Below are 13,062 nucleotides of genomic sequence, written 5' to 3'. Positions count from 1 at the left end.
GGACCATGTAAAGAAGCTGTACCTTATGATACAGCCTCCCAGCAGTCGTTTTACTCTTTGTGTTTATACCCAAGAGTTCCCTCGTCAATTTCTTGCAAAGCCGCTCCGACCAGCTTTGAAGAATCATAATCCTTACCGGTGAATTCCGGATCCTGCTGTTCTTCTTTCAGTTCGCGGGCGCGGAGTGCGGAGATGGTGCACAAGGTGTATTTGGAATCAATATGATTCATGAGTGTGTCTACAGATGGATAAAGCATATTACTTGACCTCCACTAATTGTTGATATTTGTTTATCAGCCTGTCTTTTTTACAATGCTCGGCGGTAACAATCGAGCGGATGCGCTCAACAGCCGAGCCGACTTCATCATTTTCCACCACATAGTCGTAATGTTTCATCATTTCCAGTTCTTCTCTGGCCACTGTCATGCGTTTATTTATCAGTTCTTCGGTCTCGGTTCCGCGTTCTGTAATGCGCGACCGCAGTTCCGCCAGACTCGGGGGCATCAAAAAGATATAAACGCCTTCGGGGTGTTTTTCCCTGACTTTACCGGCGCCCTGCACTTCTATTTCGAGTATAATATCCTGCCCGCTGTTTATGGTATCCAGTACATTATCCAGCGGCGTGCCGTAATAATTATCTACATATCTGGCCCATTCGAGAAGACGGTCTTCTTCAATCATCTGTTCAAATTCCTGTTTTGATTTAAAGAAGTAATTCACCCCGTGTGTTTCTCCTTCGCGGGGGTTTCTCGTTGTAGCAGATACAGAGTATTTAATGTCTGTATTCTGTTCCCGCAGTGCACGGCAGACCGTGCCTTTTCCGACTCCGGCAGGCCCGGATAAAACAATCAATAAACCTTTATCATCCTGCATGGACTCCAACGCCTTTCTGCAAAAAATAATTAAGAATCGTCGGTGGAATCATCCCGTGTCGTCAGTCGCTGCGCTACCGTTTCCGGCTGGACAGCCGATAAAATAACATGGTCGCTGTCAACGATGATAACAGCTCTTGTCCTGCGTCCGTATGTTGCATCGACCAGCATATCCCGGTCTCTCGCCTCCTGGATAATCCGTTTGATTGGAGCTGACTCCGGGCTGACGATGGAAATAATCCGGTTTGCCGACACGATGTTGCCAAACCCGATATTAATCAGTTTAATATTCACAACAATCCCTCACTTCGTCCAAAGCGGCGGCTTCGCTCTATGTTTTTGGAGCTTCCTGTGCTGCAATCGAAAATGCGTTCGATGTCTATTCTATATTCTGCACCTGTTCTTTCATTTTTTCAAGTTCACTTTTCATTTCCACTACAATCCGGCCGAGTTCAGCGCTTCCAGCTTTCGACCCGATTGTATTTGCTTCCCGGTTCATCTCCTGCATGAGAAAATCCAGCTTCCTGCCTTTGGCACCCTCTTCACCGAGAATGGAGGAAAATTGGCTGCAATGAGAGAAAAGACGGGTGACTTCCTCCTGCACATCTGCTTTATCGGCAAAAACTGCTGCTTCCGTCAACAGCCGCTGTTCATCGGGAGCATAGCCTGTTTCACGTATTGCCTCCTGAATCCGTTCATAAAGCCGCCTGCGGTAAGCCTCTACGACGGATGGTGCATTCCGGTAAATGTCTTCAGCCTCCTGTTTTATCACGGCGAGTCTATTTTCCAGATCAGCCTGCAGAGCTTCCCCTTCTTTCTGTCTCATCTCCGACAAATCCGCAGAAGCTTCTTTCACTGCTTCTTCAACACCTGATTCCCAGGTATCATTCAGGCCGCTTCGTTCTTCTACGGCTGATATATCCGGGTGGAGCAGAAAATCCTGAAGCCGCAGCCTTGCATCAAACACATTCCACTGTTCCATTTCATCAGCACGGTCGAGAAATTGATGAAGAAGCCCCCAGTCCACTGTCACATCGCGTTTGGAACGGGCTTCTCCCTCCAAAGATATGAAAACTTCCACCCGTCCGCGCTCCACTTTCTCCTGAACCCGGCGGCGGAGTGTATCTTCCAGGTAATTCAGAGCCCGCGGCATCCGGAACAAAATATCGCAGTATCGATGATTCACCGATTTCATCTCCACCGTTATCCGGCCTTCCCCGGTCTCCACCGTACTGCTTCCATAGCCGGTCATACTTCTCAGCATTCTATCACTTCCGCTTCTCCTATTCTAGCTAATTTTATCACCCGCTACAAGCCGAAGAAAAGGGGAAAGCCTGTATTAGTTACGTTTTTTGTTCCAATTCCGTCCTCCGGCAAGAGCGAACGTAGGAATGGATGCAAGCGCCATAACAAGAAGCCATTCCATTGCCGTAAGCGGCGTAGTATGGAACACGGGCTGAAACCACGGAACGTAGATAACGATCAAAAGCAGCAGCACCGATGATAAAACCGACATGGTAAGAAACTTGTTTTCAAACGGCTTTCGGTCAAAAATAGAAGTAGACGCCCGGCAGTCAAACACATGAATCAGCTGTGCCATAACAAGAGTGGAAAACGCAATCGTCTGGGCTCGGACAAGATCCTGCGGATATTCCCAAAGCGCCGTTATAAACCCGATCAGTGTGACAATACCGATTAAAAAGCCCCTGCTGACAATCTTTTTTCCCATACCGTCTGCGAAAATACTCTCTGTTTTTGACCGCGGCGGCCTGTTCATACCATCCCGTTCCGGTTGATCCACCCCAAGAGCCATAGCAGGCAGTCCGTCTGTGATTAAATTAATCCAAAGAATCTGTATGGGAACGAGCGGCAGCGGCAGCGTAAGCATGACCGCAAACAGCATGACGAGAATTTCCCCTACATTGGAGGCGAGCATATAGCGGATAAACTTACGGATATTGTCATAGATATTGCGCCCCTCTTTGATCGCCAGGCGGATGGTGGCGAAATTGTCGTCCCGCAGTACGAGAGCAGCAGCCTCCTTGGCAACATCCGTCCCTGTACGGCCCATCGCTACACCAATATCAGCAGCTTTCAGTGCCGGCGCATCATTGACTCCGTCCCCTGTCATAGCAACAACGTGCCCGGCTTTCTGCAGCTCCTGAACAATATCGAGTTTGTCGCGGGGGCTGACTCTTGCAAATACATACGTACGCTGCAGCATCTCCCGTTTTTTTTCAGGAGCTGATGTGTTCCATTCTTGTCCACTCATCACCTTTCCATACTTAGGGAGAATACCGATACTGCGTGCGACCGCGGCTGCGGTTGTTTTATGATCTCCGGTGATCATCACCGTTTTGATTCCTGCTCTCCGGCATTCACGGACGGCGGCGGCAGCTTCGGGCCGCGGGGGGTCCATCATGCCGAGCATACCTGTAAATGTCAGGTCCTTCTCTGCGTCAGCGGCCGTTTCGATTCGTTCATGGGATGAAGCGGATCGGGACGCAACCGCAATCGTGCGCCAGGACCTGGATGCCATCGTTTCAATCATCTGCCTGATTTCCTTCACGGCTCCGTTGTTCATAGCCACGGTTCTTCCCTGTTTCTGCAGGCTTGTACACTTTTTAAGGAGTACATCCGGGGCGCCCTTGCTGAAAACGAACCGCCGCCCTTCTTTGTCTTTGACGAGCATCGTCATACGTTTGCGTTCAGAATCAAAGGGAAACACTTTCTCCACTTCATATTTAGAGAACAACTCGGGAAAATTGACTCCAAGCTCCTGAGCTGCCTCCATGAGAGCGGTCTCTGTTGCATCGCCCCCGCTTGTCCCGCCCTGCAGGTACGTATCAATAGCCTGCTGACTGGCAAGCACGGACTGGATAAGAAGATGTTCACAGCGTCTCCGGTCAAACCGGTCTTTGCGCTTGCTTCGCACCGATAAACCATGTTCATTCCATATTCCGGTCACGGTCATCTTGTTTTCCGTAAGCGTCCCGGTTTTATCCGAGCAGATGATGGAGGCGCACCCCAGTGTTTCCACAGCCGGCAGATGCCGGACAATAGCGTTTTGTTTAATCATACGCTGCACGCCGAGTGCCAGCACGACCGTCACAATCGCCGGCAGTCCCTCCGGTATGGCTGCCACCGCAAGGGATACACCGGACAGGATCATCTTGTAAAACGGCTGCCCCTGTGCAATACCAAGTAATACGACGGCCGACGTTAAAATCAGCGCTCCGCTTATTAATACTTTTCCCAGGTGGGCCAGCCTCTGCTGCAGCGGCGTTTCGCTTGTTTTGGATTCCGACAGCAGATGAGCGATCTTCCCCATTTCCGTTTTCATACCGGAAGCAACAACGATACCTTCAGCTTGTCCTTTCGTAACAAGCGTACCGGAAAATGCCATGTTTACTCTTTCGCCGATGGAAAGATGTTTTTTCTCCAGCGGCCCTGCCTCTTTTTCAACCGGCTGGGATTCTCCTGTTAAGGGTGATTCTTCCGTCATCAAGCCCTGGACGTTGAAAAGACGGATATCAGCACTTATTTTGTCACCGCTTTTTAATCGTACAATATCCCCCGGTACCGCATCTTCAGAAGGGATTGTTTTCCAGACACCGCTGCGCTGAACGACCATCATGGGAGAAGAAAGTTCCTTCAGCGTATCCAGAGATTTTTCCGCTTTGTTTTCCTGGATAAATCCTAAAATGCCGTTTAACAAAACGATACCGACAATCGTGAACACATCCGCGTATTCTCCCAGCAGAGCTGAAACAAGAACCGCGCCGATCAAAAGGACAATCATCATATCCTGAAACTGCTGCAGAAAAAGTTTCCATGACGGAGTTTTTTTCTTTTCTTCCAGTCGGTTTGCGCCGTGCTGTTTTTTCCTCGATGCAGCCTCTTCATCTTTCAGGCCGCTCGATGCCGACACGTTCAGCATACGTTCCAGTTCTTCCCGGGTTTGGTTGTACCAGTTCATTCCGCTCGCTCCTTGTCCTTCAACGTATCATCACATTGTATTCAGACGAGCCGTTATTCATGCTATACTTGTGAGACAGCAGAAAGGAAGGAATGCCCGTATGTCTTTTGATGGAATGATGACCAAAGCAGCCGTTGATGAATGCAGCCATACATTCCAAAACGGCCGTATCACAAAAATAAAACAACCTTATAAAACCGACCTGCTTCTCACCATCCGTGCAAACCACCAGAATCATCAAGTATTGTTATCGGCGAATCCTGGTTTTGCACGGATGCATGTAACAGGGATGAAAATCGATAATGCAAAAGAACCCCCGATGTTCTGCATGCTTCTGCGCAAACACATCGAAGGTGGTTTTGTCCGTGAAATCAGGCAGGAAGGTATGGAACGGATCGTCACCTTTGTCATTGAAGGGAAAAATGAACTCGGGGATACGTCCATCAAACACCTTGTTGTGGAGATTATGGGAAAACACAGTAACATCATGCTCGTCGAAGCAGAAACGGGAATCATCCTCGACAGCATGAAACACCTCCCACCGTCTGTTAACCGGTACCGTACGATTCTGCCAGGCAGGGAATACGTTCATCCTCCCGTCCAGCATAAAGAGAATCCTCTGGCAGCCGGTGAAGAGACCATTATCAAGAAGCTGGATATGAACGAAGGAAAGCTGGACCAGCAGCTGGTACAGCATTTCACCGGTATTTCTCCGCAGACGGCAAAGGAAGTGATTCACCGCTGTGGCATCGGGGCGGGCGCTCGGTCCATCGCTTCCATGTTTACGTCCATGATGAAACAAGCCGCGGACGAAAACTACACCCCGCAGATCATCGAGCAGGGCGGAAAAGAATATTACGCTGTTCTGGATATGACGCATCTGGAAGGAGAGCAGAAGATGTTTTCTTCCACCGGCGAAATGCTCGATCGTTTTCATTCCGGAAAAGCGGAGCGGGACCGGGTGAAGCAGCGCGCCTATGATCTTGAGCGTATGCTGCGCAATGAATGGCAGAAAAACAAAAAGAAAATTAAAAAGCTGGAAGAAACCGAAAAAAGGGCGGAAAATGCCCACGAAGCACAGAAATTCGGGGAACTTTTGACGGCAAATCTTCATATCGTCAAAGGCGGGGAAGAAGAAGTAAACGTCATGGACTATTATGATGAGAACGGCGGGACGATAACGATTCCACTCGATCCGCAGAAAGCCCCGTCCGATAATGCGCAGGCGTTCTTCCGCCAGTACAACAAAGCGAAGACGTCGCTTGAGATGAGCAGAAAACAGATATCGGAAGCCCGGTCCGAGATGCAATACCTCGAACAGCTCATTCAGCAGCTTGAGACAGCTTCTCCTTCTGATATTGAGGAAATACGTGAAGAGTTGTCAGAAGGCGGTTATATCAAAAAACAGCCGGAGAAAAAACGCAGAAAAAATAAACCAGCCAAACCGGTTCTCGAAACATACAGATCATCGGACGGTGCGGAAATTCTGGTAGGCAAAAACAATAAGCAGAATGAATATTTAACGTCCCGTGCGGCGAAGCGCGAAGATACGTGGCTTCACACAAAGGATATCCCGGGGTCCCACGTTGTGATCCGGGACAGTGATCCATCAACGGAAACACTGCTTGAAGCTGCTAACATCGCCGCCTATTTTTCGAAGGCGAGAGAATCGGGATCCGTCCCCGTCGATTACACGAGCATCAAACACGTATGGAAACCAAACGGATCAAAACCAGGTTTTGTTACCTATGACAACCAGTCCACCGTGTTTGTCACCCCCGACCAGGATCTCATCCTGCGCCTGCAGGCGGACCAGTAACACTAAACGTTTCCTTACAACACCGTGTTCATGAAGAAAAACCTGAGACTGGGTTATTACGAAATAAAACGCTTCCGGCTGTCATGTATGATAAGCGGAAGCGTTTTATTTCCAGTACATTTTCAGGAGGAAGATGCTTCATCCGTCTGCAGCCAGCTTTCGTCTTCGGGGTTCTGCTTCCAGCGGTGGAGCCGCTCGGCTTCGTTTTGGCTTAAATAGTTTTTGTGCAGGGCGGTGTCGATCAATGTTCCATAATCAGTCAGGGTATCCCACTCCATTCCTGCCCCGTGGAGCTGCCCCTCGCCTTTTTGAAGACCATAGGTGAAAATGGCAGCGGTGCCGAGCACTTCGGCGCCGTTTTCAAGCAACGCGTCTTTCACTTTCACGACACTACCGCCTGTTGATATAAGGTCTTCCACAATGACTACTTTCCGGCCGCTCTGCATTTCTCCCTCAATCCGGTTTTCTTTTCCATGCGATTTGGACGAACTACGGACATAAATCATAGGCAGTTCCATCATATCTGCAGCGAGCGCCGCATGAGCGATGCCTGCTGTTGCTGTCCCTGCCACGATGTCAGCCTCCGGGTATTTTTTTCGTATCATGTCCGCCAGACCGCGGGCTATCGCTTTACGCAGAGCAGGATAAGACAGAGTCAGCCGGTTGTCGCAGTAAATCGGGGACTTAATACCAGATGTCCACGTATACGGCTCGTTCGGACTTAAACTCACTGCTTCAATTTTCAATAGTTCCTCTGCCAGCCATTGTTTCATGTTAATGGTCCCTCCATTGTTTCATCATTGTACGGTACTTAGGAAGCGGCTCCTCTGCCAGGGTGATACTGCGGCCCACTACAATCGCATCACTGCCGTACTCCCTTGCCCGTGCCGGCGTCACCACCCGGTTCTGGTCGTCTGCTGCATCTTCTGTCAGACGGATGCCGGGTGTGACAGCCTTCATGCCGGGGATCTGTTGTTTGATTGATCCTGCTTCCCATGCAGAAGAAATAACATGCTGCATTCCAGCCTCCGCGGCGCCTCGCGCATAATGCAGCACCGATTCCTCAAGCGTCCCCGGAATACCAATTTCTTTGTTCATGACACTTTCAGACGTGCTCGTGAGCTGGGTCACTGCCGCACACGATGGAACAGCACGCCCTGCCGGCGTACCGGCGTCCAACCCTTCAAGCGCTGCTTCCATCATCCGCATGCCGCCTGCAGCATGCACGGTCGTCAAGTCCACATCGAGTGCGGCAAGCTGACGGGCGGCACTTTTTACTGTATTGGGAATGTCATGCAGTTTCAGATCCAGAAATATACTGTGCCCGCTTTCCTTCCAGGTATGAATGAGGTCAGGCCCTTCCCGGTAAAAAAGTTCCATTCCAATTTTTAAAAAAAGCTTCTCTTCCGCAAACTTTTCGAGGAATGTATCGGCTTCTGTTTTCTCTTTAAAATCCATAGCAATAATCAGTGGATGATTCAACGTACTCCTGCCTCCTCCGCCCGCAGATCATACAAATGATCCACCTGTTCGTGTTCCAACATGCTGCCCAGCTCCCCGATTAATTCCGGACAGATGAACGGATTCGTGAAATTGGCGGTACCTACAGCTACCGCATCGGCTCCAGCCATAATGAATTCTATAATATCTCCAGCTTCCATGATGCCGCCCATTCCGATAATGGGCAGTGTCGTCTGCTGCCGCAGTTCATGGATCATGCGGATGGCGACCGGCTTGACCGCAGGTCCGGACAGACCGCCAACCTGATTGGCAAGCAGCGGCCTGCCTGTCTTCCGGTCGATTTTCATTCCTGTCAGCGTGTTTATCAGGGTCAACCCATCCGCCCCCGCCTTTTCCACCGCGTCAGCGATCACGGTGATATCACTTGTGTTAGGCGATAGTTTGACGTATACCGGCACGTGTGACACAGCTTTCACCCTTTCGGTCAGCTCAGCTGCCAGATCAGGATCTGTACCAAAGGCGATGCCTCCTTGTTTCACGTTCGGACATGATATATTCAGCTCCAGTGCGCCAACCCGGCCACTGGCCGAAAGCGCGTCCGCCACTGCTTCATAATCTTCCATCGTACTTCCGGCAATGTTGGCAAGCAGTGGAACTTCTTTGGAAGCGAGAGGAGGGAGTTTGTCCGACAGCACTTTCTCCAAACCTGGATTCTGCAGCCCGATAGCATTCAGCATACCAGACGCCGTCTCGGCTACACGGGGGGTTTCATTACCGTAACGCGCCTCCAGCGTCGTTGCTTTCAATGCTATCGCACCCAGTTCATCCAGATCATACAAAGTGCCGATTTCTTCTCCGAACCCAAAACATCCGGAAGCGGGCATGACCGGGTTTTTCATCTCAAGTCCCGGCAGACTTACTGACATTCTGCTCATAAAAGCACCTCTCCCCATGAAAATACTGGTCCATCGCTGCAGATTTTGCGGTAATCTGTTCCGTCTGAATCCTCCCGGCTTCGGCAGACGCATGCCAGACAAACCCCAAGACCGCATCCCATCCGTTCCTCAAGAGAAATACTGCCGCGGGCATTGGGATAAGCGTCCTCCAGTGCTTTCAGCATCGGAACGGGACCACAGGCAAAAATCCGGTCAAAAGACAGCTTTTCACTCGCTATCACGTCTGTCACAAAGCCGGCTGTGCCATAACTTCCATCTTCGGTGGACACATACACATCTCCAAGCTCTCTGAATCGTTCTTCATAAAATACAGTTTCTTTATCTGAGAATCCAAGAACCGTCGTCAGTTCTATTCCTTTTTCCCGTAAATCACAGGCGGTATCATACAACGGCGGTACCCCGATTCCGCCGCCGGTGAGCAGCACGTGCTCGCCCGGGGAAACATTTTCCGCCGGAAAACCGTTGCCGAGCGGCCCCATTACATCCAACCTGCTTTCTTCCGGAGCAAAAGCCAATTGGTTCGTCCCTTTTCCCTCCGCCCGGTAGATGATCGTCAACCGGCTGGTTTTTTTATCTGTTTTACAGATGCTGATCGGGCGGCGCAGCAGCATCGAATCGCTTGCGGGCGGCAGGATGTGAAGAAACTGCCCGGGGCCGGCTGTCTCCTGGACAAGCTTCCCTTCCAGTTCCATTTCATAAATATTCCGTGCAATACGGCGGTGATTGGTAATTGTCATGTTTTCTTTTTTCATACGGTTACCCCGCCGGATGCCGGTGACGTGCGTTTTGTCATTTCCGGCACGGCCTCGGTGGAGAAGGAGAACATTTCAAGCACCCTGAGCAATGCATCCGCCGTGTCCATCGACGTCATGCAGACCACTTCATTTTCAACAGCTTCCCGGCGGATCCGGAATCCGTCCCTTGCCGGCTGTTTGCCTTGGGTCAAGGTGTTAATGATAAACTGAGCCTGACCTTTGCGGATCACATCGAGCAGATCAGGGGATGACTCAGATACTTTATTTACCGTTTGAGCAGGAATGGCGTGTCTGCGCAGAAAATCAGCCGTTCCCTGCGTCGCAAGAAGCGTATAGCCGATGGCATGGAAACGCTGTGCCAGTTTCAATGCTTCGTCTTTGTTTTTGTCTGCTACCGTGAAAAGCACCGAACCGTGGGCAGGGATGCTCATGCCTGATGCAATCAATCCTTTATAGAGTGCTTTTTCAAGAGAGGCGTCCCGGCCTATGACTTCACCTGTTGATTTCATTTCAGGTCCTAATGAAATATCCACACGGCGCAGTTTCGCAAAGGAGAATACCGGAACTTTTACGGAGACTTCTTTCTTCTCCGGAAGCATGCCGTCGGCGTAGCCCTGTTCTACCAGCGTCGTACCCGCCATGGCTCTTGTCGCCGCGGCTGCGATTGGAACACCGGTGATTTTGCTCAGGAAAGGTACGGTCCGGCTGGCTCTTGGATTCACCTCAAGAACGTAAACATCTTCTTCATGAATGACAAACTGAATATTAAGGAGCCCTTTTATATTCAGTCCTTTGCCGATCGCAACCGTGCGTTCCACAATCTTCTGTTTGACCTCTTCACTTAGGGACCAGGTTGGATACACCGCAATCGAATCGCCGGAATGAACGCCGGCTCTTTCAATATGCTCCATAATCCCTGGTATAAAGACCGTCTCTCCGTCGGACACCGCGTCTACTTCCACTTCTTTTCCAACCATGTAACGGTCGATCAGAACGGGGTGCTTTTCATTCACTTTCACAGCCCGTTCCATGTAAGAACGCAGTTCCGTTTCATCATCAACGATTTCCATCGCTCTGCCCCCGAGTACATAAGACGGGCGTACAAGGACCGGGTAACCGATATCGGATGCTATCTTCCGTGCTTCTCCCGTTGACACCGCTGTTTTGCCGAGAGGCTGCGGAATGTCCAGCTCATGGAGGGTCTGTTCAAATTTATCACGGTCCTCGGCGCGGTCCATATCTTCAAGTGTCGTCCCGAGAATCGTTACACCGCGCGCATGCAGTTCATCGGCCAGATTGACAGCGGTCTGTCCTCCGAACTGAACGATAACACCTTCCGGCTGTTCCAGATCCACGACATGCATAACATCCTCCACCGTCAGTGGTTCAAAGTAAAGCTTGTCGGACGTACTGAAGTCCGTCGATACTGTTTCCGGGTTATTATTCATGATAACCGCTTCATAACCTTCTTCCTGCAGCGCCCATACGGCGTGCACGGTTGCATAGTCAAATTCGATACCCTGCCCGATGCGGATAGGGCCGGAGCCGAGCACCAGCACAGATGGACGTCCGCTTGGGCCGCTTTCATTCTCCTGTTCGTAGGTGGAATAGTAATACGGCGTTTGGGATTCAAATTCGGCGGCACACGTGTCCACCATTTTATAAACAGGTGTGATGCCTCTGCGGCGGCGCAGTACGTACACGTCTTTTTCCTGCCAGTCCCAAAGCCTTGCGATTTCAGAATCGGGGATGCCGATTTCTTTCGCGGCGGCGAGATTTTCGATATGTCCCGGCTCATACGACAATTCCCGGCTCATTCTGACAATCCCCAGAAGTTTCTCCAGAAAGAAAGGGTCGATACCGGTGAGGTGATGCAAATGTTCGACCGTCCATGCCCTGTGAAACGCTTCTCCGATAACAAATAGGCGGTCGTCTTCGGCATGCATAAGTTTATCTGTCAGTGTTTCATCCGAGTATTCTCTGTACTCCGGGTCACACAAATGGTGTCTGCCTATCTCAAGAGAGCGGATTCCTTTCATGATGGATTCTTCCATATTCCGTCCGATGGCCATGACCTCTCCTGTGGCTTTCATCTGTGTCCCCAGTTTCCGGTTGGCTGCTTCAAATTTGTCGAACGGCCAGCGCGGAATTTTGGTCACGACATAGTCAAGGGCCGGTTCAAAACTTGCGTAGGTCGTGCCGGTAATGGGGTTTTTCAGTTCATCGAGACGGTAGCCTGCTGCGATCTTTGCGGCGAGCTTCGCGATCGGGTAGCCTGTGGCTTTGGATGCAAGCGCGGAGGAACGGCTCACCCGTGGATTCACTTCAATCAGGTAGTACTGAAAACTTTCCGGGGACAGGGCCATCTGCACATTGCAGCCGCCTTCGATTTCAAGCGCACGGATGACTTTCAGGGAAGCATTGCGGAGCATTTGATATTCCCGGTCGGAAAGGGTCTGACTTGGTGCCGCGACAATCGAATCACCGGTATGAATACCGACCGGATCCAAATTTTCCATATTACAGACGACGATGCACTCACCTGTTGCATCCCGCATCACTTCGTATTCAATTTCCTTGAATCCGGCAATACTTTTTTCGATCAGACACTGGGTAACCGGGCTGTATTTTAGTCCGGTTTCCACGGTTTCAACCAGCTCTTCTTCGTTATGAACAAGACCCCCGCCTGTTCCGCCGAGTGTGTAGGCCGGGCGGACAATGACCGGATAACCAATCGATTCTACAAATGCTTTTGCCTGTTCAAATGTGTTCACGATCTCACTTTCGGGTACCGGTTCATCCAGCTCCCGCATGAGAGAACGGAACACTTCCCGGTCCTCTGCCTTTTCTATCGCTTCCAGCTCGGTGCCGAGAAGAGATATACGGTGATCTTCGAGAACGCCTTCCCGGTACAACTGCATCGCCATATTCAAACCGGTCTGACCACCGAGCGTCGGCAGCAGTGCATCCGGTTTTTCCTTGCGGATGACGCGGACGACAAATTCAAGGCTGATCGGCTCCATATACACTTTATCGGCCATCGTGGTATCGGTCATAATCGTTGCCGGATTGGAGTTCACGAGAATGACTTCATACCCTTCTTCTTTCAGCGCCTGGCAGGCCTGGGTGCCGGCGTAATCAAACTCCGCCGCCTGCCCGATTGTGATGGGACCGGATCCGATAACTAGTATTTTCTGAATATCTGTACGTTTTGGCATGT

Annotated in this window: 11 protein-coding genes; 1 reads left to right on the top strand and 10 read right to left on the bottom strand. The window is 50.7% G+C overall.

Going from position 1 to position 13,062, the window contains the following annotated elements:
- Window positions 1-50: 50 nt before the first annotated feature.
- From rpoZ to BM124_RS02010, 5 genes are all read right to left on the bottom strand, one after another.
- Window positions 51-257 (bottom strand): DNA-directed RNA polymerase subunit omega, encoded by a 207-nt coding sequence (gene rpoZ, locus BM124_RS02030; RefSeq protein WP_093334986.1) that lies wholly within the window; start codon window positions 255-257, stop codon window positions 51-53.
- 1 nt (window position 258) lies between these two features.
- Window positions 259-873 (bottom strand): guanylate kinase, encoded by a 615-nt coding sequence (gmk, locus tag BM124_RS02025; RefSeq protein WP_093334985.1) that lies wholly within the window; start codon window positions 871-873, stop codon window positions 259-261.
- A 29-nt stretch (window positions 874-902) separates the two neighbouring features.
- Window positions 903-1,166 carry an extracellular matrix/biofilm regulator RemA gene (gene remA / locus BM124_RS02020; protein ID WP_090925560.1) on the bottom strand — a complete coding sequence of 88 codons (264 nt, stop codon included), beginning with the start codon at window positions 1,164-1,166 and terminating at the stop codon, window positions 903-905.
- Window positions 1,167-1,251: 85 nt separating this feature from the next.
- Window positions 1,252-2,136 carry a YicC/YloC family endoribonuclease gene (locus BM124_RS02015; protein ID WP_093334984.1) on the bottom strand — a complete coding sequence of 295 codons (885 nt, stop codon included), beginning with the start codon at window positions 2,134-2,136 and terminating at the stop codon, window positions 1,252-1,254.
- A 75-nt stretch (window positions 2,137-2,211) separates the two neighbouring features.
- Window positions 2,212-4,851: a calcium-translocating P-type ATPase, PMCA-type gene (locus tag BM124_RS02010; protein ID WP_093334983.1), complete on the bottom strand. Its 2,640-nt coding sequence runs from the start codon at window positions 4,849-4,851 to the stop codon at window positions 2,212-2,214.
- Between the two features lie 100 nt (window positions 4,852-4,951).
- On the opposite strand from BM124_RS02010, the gene BM124_RS02005 reads away from it, so the two are divergent.
- Window positions 4,952-6,670, top strand: coding sequence for an Rqc2 family fibronectin-binding protein (locus tag BM124_RS02005; protein WP_093334982.1), 1,719 nt, complete (start codon window positions 4,952-4,954; stop codon window positions 6,668-6,670).
- A gap of 122 nt (window positions 6,671-6,792) precedes the next feature.
- On the opposite strand, the gene pyrE is transcribed toward BM124_RS02005, so the two are convergent.
- Genes pyrE through carB form a run of 5 tightly spaced genes read right to left on the bottom strand, consistent with a single transcriptional unit; the run spans window position 6,793 to window position 13,060 of the window.
- Entirely contained in the window at window positions 6,793-7,443 is a 651-nt protein-coding gene (pyrE, locus tag BM124_RS02000; protein ID WP_093334981.1) for an orotate phosphoribosyltransferase, read from the bottom strand.
- A 1-nt stretch (window position 7,444) separates the two neighbouring features.
- A complete protein-coding gene (pyrF, locus tag BM124_RS01995) occupies window positions 7,445-8,152 on the bottom strand; it encodes an orotidine-5'-phosphate decarboxylase (RefSeq protein ID WP_093334980.1) in 708 nt (235 codons plus the stop codon).
- The gene (locus BM124_RS01990) at window positions 8,149-9,066 is read right to left on the bottom strand and encodes a dihydroorotate dehydrogenase (RefSeq protein WP_093334979.1); all 918 of its coding nucleotides are present in this window, start codon (window positions 9,064-9,066) and stop codon (window positions 8,149-8,151) included. Before BM124_RS01990 ends, pyrF begins: the two co-directional genes overlap by 4 nt.
- The gene (locus BM124_RS01985; protein ID WP_093334978.1) at window positions 9,063-9,839 is read right to left on the bottom strand and encodes a dihydroorotate dehydrogenase electron transfer subunit; all 777 of its coding nucleotides are present in this window, start codon (window positions 9,837-9,839) and stop codon (window positions 9,063-9,065) included. The genes BM124_RS01990 and BM124_RS01985 overlap by 4 nt, the downstream gene beginning before the upstream one ends.
- A complete protein-coding gene (gene carB / locus BM124_RS01980) occupies window positions 9,836-13,060 on the bottom strand; it encodes a carbamoyl-phosphate synthase large subunit (RefSeq protein ID WP_093334977.1) in 3,225 nt (1,074 codons plus the stop codon). Before carB ends, BM124_RS01985 begins: the two co-directional genes overlap by 4 nt.
- Window positions 13,061-13,062: the final 2 nt, after the last annotated feature.

The sequence above is a fragment of the Salibacterium halotolerans genome (genome assembly GCF_900115625.1).
GTDB classification, from domain to species: Bacteria; Bacillota; Bacilli; order Bacillales; family Marinococcaceae; genus Salibacterium; species Salibacterium halotolerans.
Note: the sequence above shows the minus strand (reverse complement) of the source record. Positions and strands in the feature narration are given on the sequence as shown.

Coding starts and splice junctions, on each gene's coding strand:
- BM124_RS02015 (WP_093334984.1), bottom strand. CDS start 2,136: ATGCTGAGAAGTATGACCGGCTATGGAAGCAGTACGGTGGAGACCGGG.
- BM124_RS02010 (WP_093334983.1), bottom strand. CDS start 4,851: ATGAACTGGTACAACCAAACCCGGGAAGAACTGGAACGTATGCTGAAC.
- gmk (WP_093334985.1), bottom strand. CDS start 873: ATGCAGGATGATAAAGGTTTATTGATTGTTTTATCCGGGCCTGCCGGA.
- BM124_RS02005 (WP_093334982.1), top strand. CDS start 4,952: ATGTCTTTTGATGGAATGATGACCAAAGCAGCCGTTGATGAATGCAGC.
- rpoZ (WP_093334986.1), bottom strand. CDS start 257: ATGCTTTATCCATCTGTAGACACACTCATGAATCATATTGATTCCAAA.
- pyrE (WP_093334981.1), bottom strand. CDS start 7,443: ATGAAACAATGGCTGGCAGAGGAACTATTGAAAATTGAAGCAGTGAGT.
- BM124_RS01985 (WP_093334978.1), bottom strand. CDS start 9,839: ATGAAAAAAGAAAACATGACAATTACCAATCACCGCCGTATTGCACGG.
- carB (WP_093334977.1), bottom strand. CDS start 13,060: ATGCCAAAACGTACAGATATTCAGAAAATACTAGTTATCGGATCCGGT.
- BM124_RS01990 (WP_093334979.1), bottom strand. CDS start 9,066: ATGAGCAGAATGTCAGTAAGTCTGCCGGGACTTGAGATGAAAAACCCG.